The sequence below is a fragment of the Candidatus Borkfalkia ceftriaxoniphila genome (assembly GCF_004134775.1).
GTDB classification, from domain to species: Bacteria; Bacillota; Clostridia; order Christensenellales; family Borkfalkiaceae; genus Borkfalkia; species Borkfalkia ceftriaxoniphila.
The window spans coordinates 195351-212523 of sequence record NZ_SDOZ01000003.1 but is presented as its reverse complement, the minus strand read 5'-3'; the positions used below and the strand labels follow the sequence as shown (position 1 = coordinate 212523).

The following is a 17173-nucleotide window of genomic DNA, read 5'->3' as shown; positions in this document are numbered from 1 at the left end:
CGCCGTTTGTGCCTTATAATGATATCGCAGATATCTATGGCGGAACAGGGCATACTATTTGCCGGAGGAAGGAATGAATTACGATAATACAGATCTGCATTTTTTACACAGGCACTGTATCAAGAGGTTTGGCGAAGAGGAAGGGGAGAAGATCTATTTCCGTGCATCCAAACTCTATGCGGAGTTGGTAGTCACGACCGATTATCAGAACAGCGCGGAAGCGGAAAGACAATTGAAAATGCTGATTTTTCCCGTCATCGCCTATTACAAAACTCTGCGCGCGTTCGGCTATACGGAAGATTCGGCTTTGGGCTACGTCCGCCTCGAAACGGAAAAAGCGGCGAGAAACTGTGCGGACGTTCTGGCCGATCAGAAACGCAAACTCTTTCCCTTTCACGCGTTCAAGCGGAACATCAAAAAATTCATGGCTTCCAAGTTTCCCGCGCCCGCCTGCAAATATGCCGATCTTTGCGTGCGCGGCAAAAAGATCTCCTTTCAGATCAAACAGTGCATTTATTACGGTATTTCCATAAAATTCGGATGTCCCGAACTTTGCACGGTCTTCTGCGAATACGGACGCATCGCCTTTGCGGGTTTGGGCCCGCACATTGTCAGCGAGCGGGGGAAAACCCTGACAGAGGGGCACGATCAGTGCGAATTCGCCTTTGTCAAGGGGCGCAAATAAAGTATAATAAAAAACGCGGCGGCGGATCGAAACGATCCGCCGCCGTTTTATCAGCCGCAAGTTTTCCTTATGCTTTGCCGTTGGAGCCGAGCACGTCGCAGATTTTATGTTTGACGATCTCTTTGACCGCCGCTCTCGCATCGCCCAGGTACTGTCTGGGATCGAAGTGGGAGGGGTTCTCCGCAAAATGTTTACGGATCGCGGCGGTAAACGCCACGCGGAGGTCGGAGTCGATGTTGATCTTGCATACCGCCATCGACGCGGCTTTTCTCAGCATCTCTTCGGGAATGCCGATCGCGTCGGGCATGGCGCCGCCGAATTGGTTGATGACGGCGACTCTGTCCTGCGGCACGCTGGACGCGCCGTGCAGAACGATGGGGAATCCGGGAAGGCGCTTGCCCACTTCTTCCAGGATATCGAAACGCAACTGCGGCTTTTGGCCGGGTTTGAATTTATAGGCGCCGTGGCTCGTTCCGATGGCGATCGCCAACGAATCGATGCCCGTCTTTTCGGTAAATTCGCACACTTCGTCGGGCTGGGTAAAACTGGCGTCCTCCGCCTTGACGTTGACCGCGTCCTCGATGCCCGCGAGTTGTCCGAGTTCCGCCTCGACGACAACGCCGCGCGCGTGGGCGTATTCCACGACCTTTTTGGTGATCTCGATATTCTCGGCGAAAGAATGGTGCGAAGCGTCGATCATGACGGAAGTGAATCCGCCGTCGATGGCGTCCTTACACATTTCGTACGACGCGCCGTGGTCGAGGTGCATGACGATGGGCAGGCCCGTATCTTCGACGGCAGCCTCCACGAGATGTTTCAGGTAAACGGGGTTGGCGTACTTTCTCGCACCCGCGGAAACCTGTAAAATCAGGGGAGAATTACATTCCTTGCCCGCCTCTACGATTCCCTGAATGGTCTCCATGTTGTTCACGTTGAAAGCGCCGATCGCATAGCCGCCCGCATACGCTTTCGCGAACATTTCTTTTGAAGTCACTAATGCCATAAGAGTTCCTCCGAAATTTTATTTCCGCAGTCTATTGTACAACAAAAGGGGAAAAAAAGCAATTTAATTCGGGAAAATACTTGAATTCGCTTTATAATTTTTTTCAACGGTAGTATAATAGATAGGTAAGAAAAAAGCGGAGGCAAACGCATGAGAGATCAAAGAATAGACAAACTGGCGGACGTTCTCGTCAATTATTCGGTACGATGCCAAAAGGGCGAAAAGGTGCTGATCGAAGGGCGCGGCATCGACGCGGAACTCATAAAAGCGCTCGTGGAAAAGGTTTACGAGGCGGGCGGCTTTCCCTTTGTGGAAGTGGTGGATCTGGCGGTGGAACGCGCTCTTTTGCTCGGAACGAGCAAAAAACACTGCGAACTGCGCGCCAAATACGATAAATACCGCATGGAGGACATGGATTGCTATATCGGCGTGCGCGGCGGCTCCAACACGTTCGAACTTTCCGACGTACCCGCCGAAAACATGCAGGTGTACGATCGGACGTACAGTTATCCCGTGCATCACGAGATCCGCGTATTAAAGACAAAATGGGTTGTGCTGCGCTATCCCAATCCTTCCATGGCGCAGAACGCGGGCGTTTCCACGGAAAAATTCGAAGACTATTATTTCGACGTGTGCACCCTCGATTATTCCAGGATGGACAAGGCGATGGACGCTTTGAAAGCGCTCATGGAAAAAACGGACAAGGTGCGCCTCGTATCTCCCGGCACCGATCTGACGTTCTCCATCAAGGGCATTCCCGCCATCAAATGCGCGGGCAACATGAACATTCCCGACGGCGAGATCTACACCGCGCCCGTTAAAAACAGCGTCAACGGCGTGATCACGTATAACGCGCCATCCCTGCACGGCGGCATCAAGCACGAAAACATCTGCCTGCGCTTTATCGAGGGCAAGATCGTGGAGGCGACTTCCTCCAATACGGAGGCTCTCAACAAGGTGCTCGACACCGACTCGGGCGCGCGCTATGTGGGCGAATTCGCCATCGGCGTCAATCCCTTCGTCACCAAACCCATGCTGGATATCCTGTTCGACGAAAAGATCTCGGGCTCTATCCATTTCACGCCCGGCTGCTGCTATGACGACGCGTACAACGGCAACAAGAGCAGCGTGCACTGGGATCTCGTTTCCATCATGACGCCCGAATGGGGCGGCGGCGAAATTTATTTCGACGACGTTCTCATCCGCAAAGACGGGCTGTTCGTCCTCGACGAACTTAAGTGTCTGAACCCCGAAAATTTAAAGTAGTGGGGATATTTCATTGACGGGCGGCGTTATTTTTGCTATAATAATACTGCTCGAAACAAACGGCACAGATTAAGTATTGTATAAAATTATTTGGAGGAATTTCTCAAATGGCAAATGTAAAAGTTGCAATCAACGGATTCGGCCGCATCGGCCGTCTGGCTTTCAGACAGATGTTCGGCGCCAAGGGTTACGACGTTGTCGCGATCAACGACCTGACCAATCCCAGAATGCTCGCACACCTTCTCAAATACGATTCCGCGCAGGGCAGATACGCTTTGGCGGACAAGGTCACCGCGACGGACAACTCCATCATCGTCGACGGAAAAGAGATCAAGATCTATGCGGAAAAGAACGCCGCCGACCTGCCTTGGGGCGAGATCGGCGTAGACGTCGTTCTCGAATGCACGGGATTCTATTGCTCCAAAGCGAAGAGTCAGGCGCACATCGACGCTGGCGCGAAGAAAGTCGTTATCTCCGCTCCCGCGGGCAACGACCTGCCCACCATCGTTTACAGCGTCAACGAAAAGACTTTGACCGCTGCCGACACCATCATTTCCGCGGCTTCGTGCACGACCAACTGCCTCGCGCCCATGGCGAACACGCTCAATAAATTCGCGAAGATCAAAAAAGGCTACATGACCACCATCCACGCCTACACGGGCGACCAGATGACGCTCGACGGCCCGCACCGCAAGGACGATTTGCGCCGCGCGAGAGCCGCTGCGGTCAATATCGTACCCAACAGCACGGGCGCGGCGAAAGCCATCGGCCTCGTGATCCCCGAACTCAACGGCGTTCTGGACGGATGCGCGCAGCGCGTTCCCGTACCTACGGGTTCTTTGACGCAACTCATCGCGATCGTCGACGGCGACGTGGACGCGAAGGGCGTCAACGCGGCGATGAAAGCGGCGGCGAGCGACTCTTTCGGTTATACCGAAGACGAGATCGTTTCTTCCGACGTGATCGGCATCACCTACGGCTCGCTGTTCGACGGCACGCAGACCAAATGTATGCCCATGGGCGACGGCACGACGCTCGTGAAAGTCGTTTCCTGGTACGACAACGAAAATTCCTATACCAGCCAGATGGTCAGAACCATCAAATATTTTGCCGAATTGAAGTAATTGCTTCGAAAAAGCAGAAAAATCCCGCCGCAACTCGTTTGCGGCGGGTTATTTTTTTCGTTTGGACAAGTTTTCATAAATGATCACGGCGGTCTGCAACAAAATCGCGGCGAACAGACAGGATAGCACGCCCACGCCGACGGCGGTGACGCAGTCCTTTCCGATGGCGACGAGCGGCATCAGTGCGAATATCATGGTGAGAATATTGCCCGCGAGCGTCGCATACATGACGTTCAACGAACGGAGCCCTGCGCCGAGACACAGCGCGGCGGAAGCGGTGATGAGTACGGTCATCACGCCGCAGGCGAGCGGGTAACTGTTTCCGTATTGCTGCAAGAGAGGGGAGAAGTAGGAAGCGTACACGGGGATACGCTCTCCTTCTTGGGAAAATCTGATCGCCGCGGCTGCCTCCGGATAGGTTTCCAGAAGGAACGCCGAAAAGAGCAGAAAGAATGCCAGCGCGTAAAAGATGCGGTCCGCCTTGAACAGTTTTTTCCCCAGACGGTAAAGTTCAGGAAAAGTCATCCTGCACCTCCAGGCAAAGTTTTACCGCGAAAGCCTGCAATTTCGTGAGCGCGAATCCGCTTTTGCGCAGTTTTTCCACATACGAAAGGAGCGACCGCTCGCCCGCGGAGAGATAGAGCGGCATATTTTTATCCCGCAGTTTTTCGTCGAAGGCGGAGATTTCGTCCTGCCCTCCGCCCGCACGCACGTAAGCGTCGTACGCGTTCAATATTTTCTTTCTCGTATAGCGGAACAGAAAGGCATACTTTTCATCGCTCAATAAGGGGCGCATTTCTCCGAAAAAGTCCGCAAGTCCCAGCGCCTTTTGGATCGATTTCCGCAAAAGTTCGACCGAGTCCCGCTCGGCGCGCGCTTCGCCGATCTGAAGCACGGTGGTGCGCGCGTAATAGGCGGTTTCCGCGAACATGAGCGGCGCGATCGCAAAAGTTTCTTCGAACCCGAGCGCGCGGCTGCGCGGAAGGCTCTGCAAAAAAAATTCCTTGCGTATTGCCGCGCCCGATACGGGAAAAACGGCGCGCGCGTTCTGGGACAAAAAGGTTTCGATGCGCCCCTCCGCGGTAAAGTTTTTCGCCCGCGCGGCGGGCGTCCGTCTGCCGTTTTCGAGGGTATCGAAAAACACGGCGTCCGAGGAGAGCGTCCCGAGATAATCGATGAGTTCGGAAAGTCCGTCGGCGGAAAAAACGTCGCCGCCGTCGGCCACGAGCACGTATTTTCCCGAAGCCTTTTCGATTTCCTTTGCGACGGACTGTTCGGGGGATTCTTCGCCGCAGAGGGTGAAGGAAAAAAGCGCGCTCGAACGCTGGTAGACGGATAGGATCTGCGGCGCGGCAAATTTGCCCGCGCGGACGGCCGCGCGAACCTCGACGGGCCGCTCGTTCTTGCACGCGAACAGCGCGCCGAGCGAGCGGTTGAGATTTTCCTGTGAATTTTCGATATTCAGAATGACGGAAAGAAGAGGTTCGCTTTGCAAATGAGTTTCTCCGATATTATATTTCCTTATATATTCTATCACACTTTCCGAAAATAGACAAGGATTTGTTTGCCTGCCGCCCGCTTGCCAAAACCGCGCGGATATGATAGAATATCCTTATCTTATTTTTTTGTGAGTACATACGATGAAAGGTGCAATTTTCGATCTTGACGGAACGCTCATCGACAGCATGGGGCTTTGGCTGGATATCGACAGGGAGTTTTTCGCCAAACGCAATATGTCGGTCCCCGCCGATTACCAGAGATCCATCGCCCATCTCGGTTTTAAGGAGTGCGCGGCGTTCACCGTCGGGCAATACCTGCCGAACGAGAAAGAGGAGGACGTGATCGCGGAATGGCGCGAAATGTCGCTGGAAAGATACGCGGCGAAGGACAGCGCCCGCTACATGAAACCCTACGCGGCGGAATATCTGAGATCGCTGAAAGCGTGCGGCGTGCGTCTGTGCGTAGCCACAGCCTCCCATCCCGAATTGTACGAACCTATCCTGCGCAACAACGGCCTGTTTTCGCTGTTCGACGGTTTTACCACCGTGGACGAAGTGCGTAAAAACAAATCCTTTCCCGATATCTTTTTGAAAAGCGCCGAAAAACTCGGCCTTGCGCCCGCGGACTGCGTGGTGTACGAGGACAGTTTCGTCGCCCTCTGCTCGGCAAAAAGCGCGAATATGCGCACGGTAGCCGTGTACGACGAGAGCGCCGCGGGAATGGTGGAAGAATTAAAGCGGATTTCCGACGAATTTATATACAGTTTTGCCGATCTGTTATAAAATGGTTTGCGAAAAATCGCGTATTTTGGTATAATATTCCGCAACAGGAGAAATTTATGTCTGTATATCATTCCAAACTCAATCTTATGGAAACGGAAAAGGCGCTCAAAGACATCAAGACGATTTTCGAGCGCGAACTTTCCTCCGCGCTTAACTTAACGCGCATTTCCGCGCCGCTGTTCGTGACGAGAGAGAGCGGTCTCAACGATAATCTCAACGGCGTGGAGCGCCCCGTGTCCTTCGATATCAAAGCGACGGGCGAAACCGCGGAAGTGGTGCACAGCCTCGCAAAATGGAAGCGTTTTGCGCTCGCAAAATATAAATTCGGTCCCTTTTTCGGGCTTTACACGGATATGAACGCCATACGCCGCGACGAGGATCTGGATAATCTTCATTCTCTGTACGTAGACCAGTGGGACTGGGAAACGGTCATCACCCGCGAGGTGCGCGACGTCGAATACCTTAAAAAAACCGTTCGCAAAATTTACGCCGCCATGCAGAATACCGCAGAGGAGATCTGCCGCGAATTTCCCGCCCTCGATAATTTTCTGACCCAAGAGATCACGTTCGTCACCACGCAGGAACTGGAAGATCTGTACCCCGATCTCACGCCGAAGGAGCGCGAAAATACATTCGTGCGGGAACACGGCTCCACGTTTCTGATGCAGATCGGCGCGCCGCTCAGATCGGGCGCAAAGCACGACGGCAGGGCGCCCGACTACGACGACTGGGCGTTGAACGGCGATATCCTTCTCTATTATCCCGTGCTCGACTGCGCGTTCGAGATCTCTTCCATGGGGATCCGCGTGGACGCGGAATCGCTGCACAGACAGTTGGCGGCGGAAAACTGCCTCGACCGTCTGCAATATCCTTTCCACAAAGCGCTCGTTTCGGGCGAGTTGCCGCTCACCATGGGCGGGGGCATCGGACAGTCGCGCCTGTGTTTGTTCCTTTTGAACAAAATGCACATCGGCGAAGTGCAGGTTTCGTTGTGGGACGAAAAGACCGTGCGCTACTGCGCGGAAAACAATATTCCGCTCATGTAAAAAACAGGAAACCGTTATTCGGTTTCCTGTTTGGTTTTTTTGAAATCTTCCGCGACCATGAACGCGAAGAGGGGGAGGAGGGGCGCCGCGCACACGAGCACGCTGTAATTGCCCAGATTTTCGGACGCGAACACGCCCACCGCCGCGCCGAGTACGAAAAAGGCGATGAGATATGCGTAAATGCCCGCTTTTTTGGCGCTTTCTTTGCTTTTGAGTTTGATCCCGTCATAGAGATGCAGCGTCATCTGCCTTAAATTGTTGGTGCAAAACGTGGTGCTGATCGCCGCGCCGTGGCAATGCGTGAAGGTGTTGTACTGTACGGCGCACAGAAACGCCACGATGGTGCGGGCATAATAATTCGATGCGGAAGAGGGGATGAACGCGAGCCCGACGAGCACTAAGATCTCCAAAAAGGTCATAAACGTCGAGCGGCTGATCGCTTTGATCTTTCGGGGGATGACGACCGAGAGCAGGATACCCGCGGCGTAGGCGAGAATGGAAAATAAGTATTTCAGCGAAACGGCGGCTTTTCCGTCGATCAGATTGATCACGAGCAGCACGAGGTTGCCCGTCTGCGCGTTGCAGAAAACGTTGCCGTGCAATACGAAAGTATAGGATTCAAGAAACCCGCCGATGAGCCCGAAGACCGCAAAGGTCACGAGCGATTGCTCCCACAAAAAGATCTTGTTTTTCATGAATCCACTATACAATAAACGATCGAAAAAAGTCAAATACATTTTCATGTTTTTTCACTTTCTATCGCTTGACAAACATTTTAAATCCCGATATAATGTTAGTTAACCTAACAATATTGAGGTTGCAATGGACAATAAGCATATCGGTTACGCGGTCAAATCGCTGCACCGCAGGATCAATCAGGTCATCGGCCGTATCCCCGCGATCAAAGAGAATAAAAATCTGACGAGTGTCCAGATATGGATACTCAATTTTTTATTTCGAAACGAGGGGCGCGACGTGTTTCAGAAGGACATCGAAGCGGAATTCAACACCCGCCGCTCGACAGCCACCGAACTTTTGAAACAGATGGAAAAGAACGGTCTGATCCGGCGCGTTTGCGTGGATTACGACGCGCGTCTGAAAAAGATCGTCGTTACGGATCATGCCGAGGAGATCCGCAAACAGATCCAGACGCAGATCGACAAGACCGAAAAAACGATGACCGAGGGCTTTACGCCCGCGGAGATCGAGGCGTTTTTCGATTATGTGGAACGGTTCAAGCAAAATCTCGCAAAATGCGAATAGGGCATTTTGAAAGGGTCGGCGCGTGAAAGGCGCGCGAATGCAATGTAGGTAAAAATTTTTATAAGGAGAATTCAGATGGTAAAAACTTTGGCCAAAAGTATCCGGGAATATAAAACTCCGTCTATACTTTCTCCGATTTTCGTATCTTTGGAAGTGATTGTCGAATGTATCATGCCGCTGTTCATCATGCGGTTCATCGAAGAAATTTCAAACGGCAAGGACAGCAATTCGCTTCCTATGGAAATCATCTTGTATTACGGCGGAATTTTGGTCGGGATGGCTCTGCTGTCTTTGACTTTCGGGATGCTGTCAGGCAGATTTGCGGCGCGTGCGAGCGCGGGATTTGCCAAGAACCTGAGAAAGGATATGTATTATGCGATACAGGATTATTCTTTCTCCAATATCGATAAGTTTTCGACTTCGAGCCTGGTGACGCGCCTTACGACAGACGTCACGAACGTGCAGATGGCGTATATGATGATCATTCGCGTCGCCATCCGCTGCCCGCTCATGCTGGCCTTTTCCCTCGCGATGGCGTTCACGGTCAACGTGACCATTTCATGGGTGTTCGTGGCACTCATTCCCATTCTGGCGGGCGTGCTCACGGCCGTGATCTTGAAATGTTTCCCCATTTTCGAGCGCGTGTTCAAAAAATACGACAACATGAACCGCTCGATCCGCGAGGATATCAAGGGGATCCGCGTCGTCAAATCCTTCGTCCGCGAAGATTTCGAAAAACAGAAATTCGAAAAGACTTCCGCGGACGTGGCGAAGGACTTTACGCTCGGCGAACGCCTGATGGCGATCAATACGCCCGTCATGCAGTTCTGCATATGGTTTTCCTTTCTCATGATCTTCCTTTTGGCGGCGCTTCTGACGGTGGGCGGCAAGCCCGTGGGCGAGGGCGATCTGACCGTTCTAATCATGTACGCTTCGCAGATACTTTCCAGTATAATGCAACTTTCCATGGTTCTCGTCATGATCATCATCGCGCGCACGTCGGTCAAGCGTATCGTGGACGTATTGCAGGAAAAGAGCAACATCGTTTCTCCCGAGCAAGCGGTCAAAGAAGTCGAGAGCGGCGACATCGTGTTTGAAAACGTCAACTTCAAGTACGCGGCGCAGGCGGAAAAATTCGCGCTTTCGGGCGTGGATCTGAAGATCAAGGCAGGGCAGACCGTGGGGATCTTAGGCGGCACGGGTGCTTCCAAATCCACGCTCGTCAATCTGATCCCGCGCCTTTACGACACGACGGAGGGCGCTGTCTACGTGGGCGGCGTCAACGTCAAAGATTACGATATCGAGGCGCTGCGCAACAAAGTCGCCATGGTCTTGCAGAAGAACGTCCTGTTTTCGGGGACCATCAAAGAAAATCTGCGCTGGGGCAAGGCGGACGCGACGGACGAAGAGATCGAGCACGCGTGCAAACTCGCCTGCGCGGACGACTTTATCCAGGCTTTCCCCGACAAATACGATACATATATCGAACAGGGGGGCAGCAACGTGTCGGGCGGACAGAAACAGCGGCTCTGCATCGCGCGCGCCCTTCTCAAGGATCCCAAGGTGCTCATTCTGGACGATTCGACCAGCGCCGTGGATACCAAGACCGACGCGATGATCCGCAAATCTTTCCGCGACGAGATACCCGACGTGACGAAGATCATCATCGCGCAGCGCGTTTCCTCCGTGCAGGACGCCGACCAGATCGTCATTTTAAACAACGGCCGCATCGACGCGGTGGGTACCCACGAGGAACTGTTGAAAAACAACGAGATCTATCAGGAAGTATATTATTCCCAAAACAAAATAGGAGGTGCGGCAAATGAGCAAGCGTAAAGAAAACGCCCGTCCTCAGCCTCCCAAGATGCACTCCTTCAAACTGTTGGGAAGGCTCCTTTCGTATCTGTTTCACTATTACAAGATCAGTATGATCCTGGTATTTATCAGTATCCTGCTCACCGCGGTCGCGGGCATCAGTTCTTCCATCTTTTTAAGCCTCGTCATCGATCAGGTCATCGAACCCGTAACAAACGGCGCAACGTGGGAAGCCGTGCGCGAACCGCTGTTCTTTATCATCGGCGGCATGGGCGCAATGTATCTCGTCGCGCTCGCGGCGTCCATTTTCTATAACCAGCGCATGGCGATCGTCACGCAAGGCTTTTTGATGTATATCCGAAACGATATGTTCAACCGCATGCAGACACTGCCGATCCGCTATTTCGATACGCACACGCACGGCGATATCATGAGTACCTATACCAACGATACCGACGCTTTGCGGCAACTCGTTTCGCAAAGCATTCCGCAGACCTTCTATTCCATCGTCGCTGCGGTCACGCTGTTCGTCATCATGCTCGTTTACAGCATCTGGCTGATGATCGTGGTGCTCGCGGGCGTGGCGCTCATGGTCGTAGTCGCAAAATACGTGGGAGGCAACAGCGCCAAACACTTTATCCGCCAACAGGTCGTCATCGGCAAAACGGAAGGTTTTATCGAAGAAATGATGGGCGGACAGAAAGTCATCAAGGTGTTCTGCCACGAAGAGCAGGCAAAGCGCGATTTCGATAAAATCAACGACGAACTGTGCGACGCTTCCGACCAGGCGAACAAATACGGTAACATTCTCATGCCCGCCATCATGAATATAGGGCATTTCGTGTTCGTCGTCGTCGCCATCGTGGCGGGCATTCTCGTCATGGTCGGCGCGCGCAACCTGTCCATCGTCGGCTTTACCGAGGGCGTGGTGAGCGTCAGCGTCATCGTGGCGTTCCTCAATATGTCCCGCCAGTTCACACTGAACATCGGGCAGGTTTCCATGCAGATCAACGCGGTCGTCATGGGGCTTGCGGGCGCGGAGCGCATATTCGAACTTCTGGACGAACAGCCCGAAACGGACGACGGCTACGTTCAACTTGTCAACGCGCATATCGACGAGAACGGCAATATCACCGAATGCGCCGAACGCACGGGCAAATGGGCGTGGCGTCACCCGCACAAGGCGGACGGCACCGTCACTTATACCGAACTTACGGGCGATATTCAACTCTTTGACGTGGATTTCGGGTACGTTCCCGAAAAAATCGTGCTGCACGACGTGAGCATTTACGCCAAACCCGGGCAGAAGATTGCTTTTGTCGGCGCGACGGGTGCGGGCAAGACGACGATCACCAACCTCTTGAACCGTTTTTACGATATCGCCGACGGCAAGATCCGTTACGACGGCATCAATATCAACAAGATCAAAAAGTCGGATCTGCGCCGTTCTCTCGGCATCGTATTGCAGGATACCAACCTCTTTACGGGCACGATCATGGAAAATATCCGCTACGGCAAACTGGATGCGACGGACGAAGAGTGCATCGCGGCGGCGAAACTCGCCAACGCGCACGACTTTATCACCCGTCTGCCCGAAGGCTATAACACGGTCTTGCGGCACGAGGCGGCGAACCTCTCGCAGGGACAGCGCCAACTCATCTCTATCGCGCGCGCCGCTGTCGCCGATCCGCCCGTCATGATCCTCGACGAAGCGACTTCTTCCATTGATACGAGAACGGAAGCGCTCGTACAGCGCGGCATGGACCGCCTGATGGAGGGCAGGACGGTGTTCGTCATCGCCCACAGGCTTTCCACCATACAGAATTCCGACGCTATCATGGTATTGGACCACGGCAGGATCATCGAGCGCGGCTCGCACGATCAGCTGATCGCGCAGAAAGGTACTTACTATCAGTTGTACACGGGCGCCTTCGAGTTGGAATAAAATCAGAAAAAAGCACGGCAAGTCTGCCGTGCTTTTTTATTTTGTACTTGAACGATATCCCGTTATCGGTCGCAAAGTTTGGCTTTTTTCAACATAATAAAACTGAAAATTGCGACCGCGAGCGCCAATCCGTCGAGAACGAGCACAGGGATAACCAAAGTTTCGAAAAGGGAAAAGCCCAAAAACAAGAGGAGCATGGGCGGGATCATGCCTGCAAATACGCTGATCGTGACCGAGGCGCTGTTTTTGACGACCATCGTTTCGTTTGTCCAGTCGTATTTGGGAAATTTCGTATTGATATACGTTCCGAACAGCGCGGAAAACGAGGCGTAAACGATGACCGAAACGAAGAGCAGAACAGCCTGAACCGCGCTCAGTTGCAGAGAAAAAGTCAGAATGAAGGAGCAGACGATCCCCGCGCCGCCCGACAGGGTCAGACTCATCATCGCCTTCGCCATGAGGATCTGAAAGGAAGAAACGGGCATGGAAAAGGGGATCCAGCGTCGGTTGCCTTCCAACGAAAGCGACGCCGCCGAAGAGGTCGTGATTCCGACCGTGAACATAACAATGGGAACGATGAGAAATTTCATTTGTTCCGCCGTCGCCGTATCGAATTCGGGAATGCCCGACAGATACTCGAACGGATTGAAAAAGATGGAAACGACGCTTAAAATGACCAGAAGCAGCAAGCCGCTCGTGGAGTTGAGCATGTAAGAGGGCGAGGACAAGAGCCTTGCGAACTCGTTTTTATACATGGCTTTAAAAGCGCTGCCCGCGCGCAGTTGTTTCGCCTCGAACCTGCCCGAAGATTTTCTCGAAAGCAACGCGCTGTTGATCTTGAGATAATATCTGGCAAGCACCGCGATAAACGCAGCCGAGAAAACGGCGCTCGCAGCGATCAGAACGAGTAAGTACCAAAAGCCTTTCCCCGCAATGCTTTGCTGCAACAGCCAGGCGGGCGGATAAATTTTGAGCAGCATATCGAGCGTCGCATCGCTGATCTCCACGCTGCCCGCGCCGCTCGTATAGGACACGAGAAAGGAAAGCGCCATCACGCCCACGAGCGCGACCATCGCCAGCGCCGTCTGGAAAATCGCCTTATGCCGCAGATTCATCGTCGCCGCGGTGATCAATGTGCCGATGATATTGGAAACGACCAAGGGAATGACGGGACTCAAAAGAAAAGCGATGAGGATATAGACGAGCGCCGCAACGTTAAATCCGCCGTAAATGAAATATACGATCGCGCAAGGGATCATGACGACCGCGCAAAACACGAGGTTTACGAGGTACGAAGTGATCAGCCTCGAAGCGACGATATCGGATTTTTTCACGGGCATAGACATAAGCATATCGTAGTCCTTCATGGCGAACAGCATATGCGGCCCGCGGATGAGGGAAAAGATGAGCGTGATCGCCGAAGCAAGCGCAAAGGAAAGGGCGGGGATCACGTCGTTCATACCGTTTTCCGCGAACATGACCGCGTAAAAGCAGACAAACGCGATCATCAGGATCATGACGAAAGCGTACAGTCCGATGAACAGACCCGCCTTGCGTTTTTCCTTTCCGTCCTCGGAATAGCGCACGCGGTTGATGCCCGTCATGCCCAACAAGTGCACTTTGGTCAGGGTAAGAAAATTACTTGTCATTGCTTTCCAGAACCTCCATGAACACCGTTTCCAGACTCTCGTCGCCGCGTACCTGTTCGGTCGGTCCGCAGGCGACCAGTTTTCCCTGTTTGATGATGGCGATCTTGTTGCACAGTTTTTCGGCAACGTCCAGAACGTGCGTCGAAAAGAAGATCGCGGAGCCGTTTTCGCACATTTCCTTGAACACGTTTTTGAGTTTGAACGCCGCTTCGGGGTCGAGGCCTACAAAGGGTTCGTCCAGGATCAAAAGCCTGGGCGCGTGCACGAGCGCGCCGATGATGGCGAGTTTTTGCTTCATGCCGTGAGAATAGGAGGAAATCAGTTTTCCGAGTTCGTCGCGGATGCGGAACATATCGGCGTATTTGACGATGCGTTCGGTGCGCTGTTCCTGTCCAACGCGGAATACGTCGGAAATGTAATTGAGATACTGCACGCCCGTTAAAAAATCGTACAGATCGGGATTATCGGGAATATACGCGGAGATGGATTTGCAGAGAACGGGGTCCTTTAAAACGGAATGCCCGTCTATCAGGATATCTCCCTCCTCGAATTGCAGTATGCCCATCGCGGCGCGCAGCGTCGTGGTCTTGCCCGCGCCGTTCTGTCCGATAAAGCCGTAAATATCGCCCGCGCAGACGTCGAGGGAAAGATGATCCACCGCCCGCTTGTTGCCCGCATACGTTTTCGAAAAGTTTTTGATCTCTAAAATTTTCTTTTCCATATTGCCTCCTGTAAGATATCGATATGATATCATAATTATATCATGAAATTAAAATATTTGTCAACGCTTTGAACAATAAATACAGTTGCGGACTTGTATTTTGTAAAAATCCATGTTATAATGAAAGAAAAAGCGGAGGCGCTTATGAAACAGATAAAATTGGGAGGCGTGCTCGACGTGCCCGCACTGGCGGTGGGCTGTATGCGCATTACTTCGTTGGATGAAAAGGGGGCGCAGGCTTTCGTATACGCGGCGATGGAAGAGGAATTGAATTTCTTCGACCATGCCGATATTTACGGCGGAGGCGAATGTGAAACGGTTTTTGCGAAGGCGGTTTCCGCGCTGAAAATTCCTCGGGACAAACTGTTTCTTCAATCGAAATGCGGCATTGTTCCCGGCAAAATGTACGATTTTTCCAAAGAGCATATTCTTTCTTCTGTAGACGGGATATTGAAACGGCTGGATACCGATTATTTGGACGTACTGCTTCTGCACCGTCCCGATGCGTTGATGGAGCCGGAGGAAGTGGCGGAAGCGTTCGATCTGCTCGAATCGCAGGGCAAGGTCCGGTATTTCGGCGTATCCAATATGCGTCCCGATCAGATACGCCTGCTGAAAAAGTGCGTGCGTCAGAAAATCGTCGCAAATCAGTTGCAATTTTCGCCCATGCACGCGGAAATGGTGAGCGTCGGGCTGGAAGTCAATATGGGTACCGACGGCGCCGTAGACCGCGACGGCGGCATTTTGAATTATTGCAGGCTGCACGATATCACGGTTCAGCCCTGGTCGCCCTTCCAATACGGATTTTTTGAGGGCGTCTACCTGAAAAACGAAAAGTTTCCCGAATTTAATAAAACCGTTGCGCAGTTGTGCGAAAAATACGGGGTAGAGGACACCGCGATCATCGTCGCATGGCTGTGCCGCCATCCCGCGGACATGCAGACGGTCACGGGCACGATGAACGTCGGCCGCCTCCGCGCGCTCAGCCGCGGCGCATCGGTTCGCCTTACGCGCGAAGAATGGTACCGCCTGTATCTTGCGGCGGGGCATATACTTCCGTAATAAAAAAGGGCGGTCGTTCCCGCCCTTTTTTTATTGACAAACGCCCGCTGTTTTGCTAAAATGATATCCATGCAGAGATGGCGGAGCGGTCGATCGCGGCGGTCTTGAAAACCGTTGAGGTGAAAGCCTCCGGGGGTTCGAATCCCTCTCTCTGCGCCATACGAGAATAATACGAACCCCGAAGGAAATTCGGAGTTCGTATTATTTTTTGCACGAGATTTCTTCGGTATCATAATTCGATTGAAGTAGCACCTCGAATTTTGCTTTTTTCGGTCGGCTATGGTAGCATAGGTCCTCGCGTAAGTCAACGTCCGCAAAATCGTCGCTTAAAACTTTTATAAAAATGAATTGAGAGCCGAGCAAGGAAAAATTCCTTGCTCGGCTCTTTTGCTGTATTTATATAGTTGTGCTTTTCATCCACGCAACGATTTTTCTTTTCCCGTTGACTTCCGCAGACCGATACGCAAGATGCTTTCCCTTGACCGTCCTATGCACCTTCGCCTTTTGCCCGAAAAAGGCAAAATCAAATTTCGGAGGTGTAAAAATGGAACAAACGGAAAAGAAAAGGGATTTTAAGGTGTTGGCTGAGAAAATATCTCCCGATAACGTATTGATCATGTCGGAATTGTTGGCGATTAAGGAAACGAAAACCCTCATAAGGTTTATGAGCCGTCATGCGGTAATCGCGCATGCGAAACTTTGCAAAGACGTGTTCTGCAAAGATACGCAGGGATACGTACTGTCAGACTGCTACGATATAGTACAGAGCGTGGCGGTTTTTCTCTGCGAACATTACGGAGAATATTTAGACGATTTCCTGTATATCTCGAAACGAGGGAAAAGGATCACGATAAAAATAGAATGCTGCCTGATCGTAACCAGAATGTTATGCAGGAAATACTGCTACATGCAGAAATATATAAGCCTTGAAAAAGCAAATATGAAGATTGAAGCCATGGCGGAAGAAACGGAGGAAGAAGACTATTCGATCGTTGACGCAGTTATAGCATCGTTGAACCTAACGGAAAACATGAATCTTGCATTGGATTACAGAATGTCGGGAATGAGTTATCCCGATATAGCAAAAATGCTGTCGAGGGCGACGAGTACCGTATATGAGTATTTCATCAAAATGCGGCAAAGATATTTGTCTACCTATAGCGGGTATATATATCCGCGATGCCATTAACTTCATATCCATTTAAAGGCACTCTAATAAATCAATAATTATTTTTTCAAAATGTATTGACAATGTGAAAATTTTGTGTTATATTTAAATCGCAAAATCTGCTACACGGATAGCAAATAAAAT

General features: G+C 52.0%; 16 protein-coding genes and 1 tRNA gene. 11 read left to right on the top strand and 6 right to left on the bottom strand.

Going from position 1 to position 17173, the window contains the following annotated elements; translation table 11 throughout:
- Window positions 1-73: 73 nt before the first annotated feature.
- Entirely contained in the window at window positions 74-685 is a 612-nt protein-coding gene (locus tag ESZ91_RS09580) for an L-2-amino-thiazoline-4-carboxylic acid hydrolase (RefSeq protein ID WP_129226658.1), read from the top strand.
- A gap of 67 nt (window positions 686-752) precedes the next feature.
- Here the strand turns inward: ESZ91_RS09580 and fba are convergent, their stop codons facing one another.
- Window positions 753-1688 carry a class II fructose-1,6-bisphosphate aldolase gene (fba, locus tag ESZ91_RS09575; RefSeq protein WP_129226656.1) on the bottom strand — a complete coding sequence of 312 codons (936 nt, stop codon included), beginning with the start codon at window positions 1686-1688 and terminating at the stop codon, window positions 753-755.
- Between the two features lie 150 nt (window positions 1689-1838).
- On the opposite strand from fba, the gene ESZ91_RS09570 reads away from it, so the two are divergent.
- Together ESZ91_RS09570 and gap are read left to right on the top strand one after the other, a co-directional pair.
- On the top strand, window positions 1839-2954 hold the full coding sequence (locus tag ESZ91_RS09570; RefSeq protein WP_129226654.1) for an aminopeptidase: 1116 nt from the start codon (window positions 1839-1841) through the stop codon (window positions 2952-2954).
- Between the two features lie 107 nt (window positions 2955-3061).
- The gene (gene gap / locus ESZ91_RS09565) at window positions 3062-4078 is read left to right on the top strand and encodes a type I glyceraldehyde-3-phosphate dehydrogenase (protein ID WP_129226652.1); all 1017 of its coding nucleotides are present in this window, start codon (window positions 3062-3064) and stop codon (window positions 4076-4078) included.
- Between the two features lie 48 nt (window positions 4079-4126).
- On the opposite strand, the gene ESZ91_RS09560 is transcribed toward gap, so the two are convergent.
- Window positions 4127-4603, bottom strand: a complete 477-nt coding sequence (locus tag ESZ91_RS09560; RefSeq protein ID WP_129226650.1) for a hypothetical protein — start codon at window positions 4601-4603, stop codon at window positions 4127-4129.
- A complete protein-coding gene (locus tag ESZ91_RS09555; RefSeq protein ID WP_129226648.1) occupies window positions 4590-5573 on the bottom strand; it encodes a hypothetical protein in 984 nt (327 codons plus the stop codon). The genes ESZ91_RS09560 and ESZ91_RS09555 overlap by 14 nt, the downstream gene beginning before the upstream one ends.
- Window positions 5574-5718: 145 nt before the next feature.
- Between ESZ91_RS09555 and ESZ91_RS09550 the strand changes: the two genes are divergently transcribed.
- Window positions 5719-6360: an HAD family hydrolase gene (locus tag ESZ91_RS09550; RefSeq protein ID WP_129226646.1), complete on the top strand. Its 642-nt coding sequence runs from the start codon at window positions 5719-5721 to the stop codon at window positions 6358-6360.
- Between the two features lie 56 nt (window positions 6361-6416).
- Entirely contained in the window at window positions 6417-7406 is a 990-nt protein-coding gene (asnA, locus tag ESZ91_RS09545; RefSeq protein ID WP_129226644.1) for an aspartate--ammonia ligase, read from the top strand.
- A 14-nt stretch (window positions 7407-7420) separates the two neighbouring features.
- On the opposite strand, the gene ESZ91_RS09540 is transcribed toward asnA, so the two are convergent.
- Window positions 7421-8101 (bottom strand): YoaK family protein, encoded by a 681-nt coding sequence (locus ESZ91_RS09540; protein ID WP_161971129.1) that lies wholly within the window; start codon window positions 8099-8101, stop codon window positions 7421-7423.
- A 127-nt stretch (window positions 8102-8228) separates the two neighbouring features.
- Here ESZ91_RS09540 and ESZ91_RS09535 point away from each other — a divergent pair, with 127 nt between their 5' ends.
- The 3 genes from ESZ91_RS09535 (at window position 8229) to ESZ91_RS09525 (ending at window position 12429) form a co-directional block, all read left to right on the top strand.
- Window positions 8229-8669: a MarR family winged helix-turn-helix transcriptional regulator gene (locus tag ESZ91_RS09535; protein WP_129226640.1), complete on the top strand. Its 441-nt coding sequence runs from the start codon at window positions 8229-8231 to the stop codon at window positions 8667-8669.
- Window positions 8670-8744: 75 nt separating this feature from the next.
- Complete coding sequence (locus ESZ91_RS09530; RefSeq protein ID WP_129226638.1) at window positions 8745-10505, top strand: ABC transporter ATP-binding protein; 1761 nt, start codon at window positions 8745-8747, stop codon at window positions 10503-10505.
- Window positions 10492-12429, top strand: coding sequence for an ABC transporter ATP-binding protein (locus ESZ91_RS09525; protein WP_129226636.1), 1938 nt, complete (start codon window positions 10492-10494; stop codon window positions 12427-12429). The genes ESZ91_RS09530 and ESZ91_RS09525 overlap by 14 nt, the downstream gene beginning before the upstream one ends.
- A 62-nt stretch (window positions 12430-12491) precedes the next feature.
- Here the strand turns inward: ESZ91_RS09525 and ESZ91_RS09520 are convergent, their stop codons facing one another.
- Window positions 12492-14078, bottom strand: a complete 1587-nt coding sequence (locus ESZ91_RS09520; RefSeq protein WP_129226634.1) for a hypothetical protein — start codon at window positions 14076-14078, stop codon at window positions 12492-12494.
- Complete coding sequence (locus ESZ91_RS09515; protein WP_129226811.1) at window positions 14068-14787, bottom strand: ABC transporter ATP-binding protein; 720 nt, start codon at window positions 14785-14787, stop codon at window positions 14068-14070. Before ESZ91_RS09515 ends, ESZ91_RS09520 begins: the two co-directional genes overlap by 11 nt.
- Before the next feature lie 156 nt (window positions 14788-14943).
- Here ESZ91_RS09515 and ESZ91_RS09510 point away from each other — a divergent pair, with 156 nt between their 5' ends.
- The 3 genes from ESZ91_RS09510 to ESZ91_RS09500 all read left to right on the top strand — a co-directional run bounded on the left by ESZ91_RS09510 (window position 14944) and on the right by ESZ91_RS09500 (window position 17050).
- Window positions 14944-15861 carry an aldo/keto reductase gene (locus ESZ91_RS09510; RefSeq protein WP_129226632.1) on the top strand — a complete coding sequence of 306 codons (918 nt, stop codon included), beginning with the start codon at window positions 14944-14946 and terminating at the stop codon, window positions 15859-15861.
- A gap of 71 nt (window positions 15862-15932) precedes the next feature.
- A tRNA-Ser gene (locus ESZ91_RS09505) sits at window positions 15933-16020 on the top strand.
- Between the two features lie 385 nt (window positions 16021-16405).
- Entirely contained in the window at window positions 16406-17050 is a 645-nt protein-coding gene (locus ESZ91_RS09500; protein ID WP_129226630.1) for a hypothetical protein, read from the top strand.
- The last annotated feature ends 123 nt before the right edge of the window (window positions 17051-17173 follow it).

Excerpts from the sequence above, each read along its gene's own strand:
- ESZ91_RS09580 (WP_129226658.1), top strand. The coding sequence starts at position 74 with ATGAATTACGATAATACAGATCTGCATTTTTTACACAGGCACTGTATC.
- fba (WP_129226656.1), bottom strand. The coding sequence starts at position 1,688 with ATGGCATTAGTGACTTCAAAAGAAATGTTCGCGAAAGCGTATGCGGGC.
- ESZ91_RS09570 (WP_129226654.1), top strand. The coding sequence starts at position 1,839 with ATGAGAGATCAAAGAATAGACAAACTGGCGGACGTTCTCGTCAATTAT.
- gap (WP_129226652.1), top strand. The coding sequence starts at position 3,062 with ATGGCAAATGTAAAAGTTGCAATCAACGGATTCGGCCGCATCGGCCGT.
- ESZ91_RS09560 (WP_129226650.1), bottom strand. The coding sequence starts at position 4,603 with ATGACTTTTCCTGAACTTTACCGTCTGGGGAAAAAACTGTTCAAGGCG.
- ESZ91_RS09550 (WP_129226646.1), top strand. The coding sequence starts at position 5,719 with ATGAAAGGTGCAATTTTCGATCTTGACGGAACGCTCATCGACAGCATG.
- asnA (WP_129226644.1), top strand. The coding sequence starts at position 6,417 with ATGTCTGTATATCATTCCAAACTCAATCTTATGGAAACGGAAAAGGCG.
- ESZ91_RS09540 (WP_161971129.1), bottom strand. The coding sequence starts at position 8,101 with ATGAAAAACAAGATCTTTTTGTGGGAGCAATCGCTCGTGACCTTTGCG.
- ESZ91_RS09535 (WP_129226640.1), top strand. The coding sequence starts at position 8,229 with ATGGACAATAAGCATATCGGTTACGCGGTCAAATCGCTGCACCGCAGG.
- ESZ91_RS09530 (WP_129226638.1), top strand. The coding sequence starts at position 8,745 with ATGGTAAAAACTTTGGCCAAAAGTATCCGGGAATATAAAACTCCGTCT.
- ESZ91_RS09525 (WP_129226636.1), top strand. The coding sequence starts at position 10,492 with ATGAGCAAGCGTAAAGAAAACGCCCGTCCTCAGCCTCCCAAGATGCAC.
- ESZ91_RS09520 (WP_129226634.1), bottom strand. The coding sequence starts at position 14,078 with ATGACAAGTAATTTTCTTACCCTGACCAAAGTGCACTTGTTGGGCATG.
- ESZ91_RS09510 (WP_129226632.1), top strand. The coding sequence starts at position 14,944 with ATGAAACAGATAAAATTGGGAGGCGTGCTCGACGTGCCCGCACTGGCG.
- ESZ91_RS09500 (WP_129226630.1), top strand. The coding sequence starts at position 16,406 with ATGGAACAAACGGAAAAGAAAAGGGATTTTAAGGTGTTGGCTGAGAAA.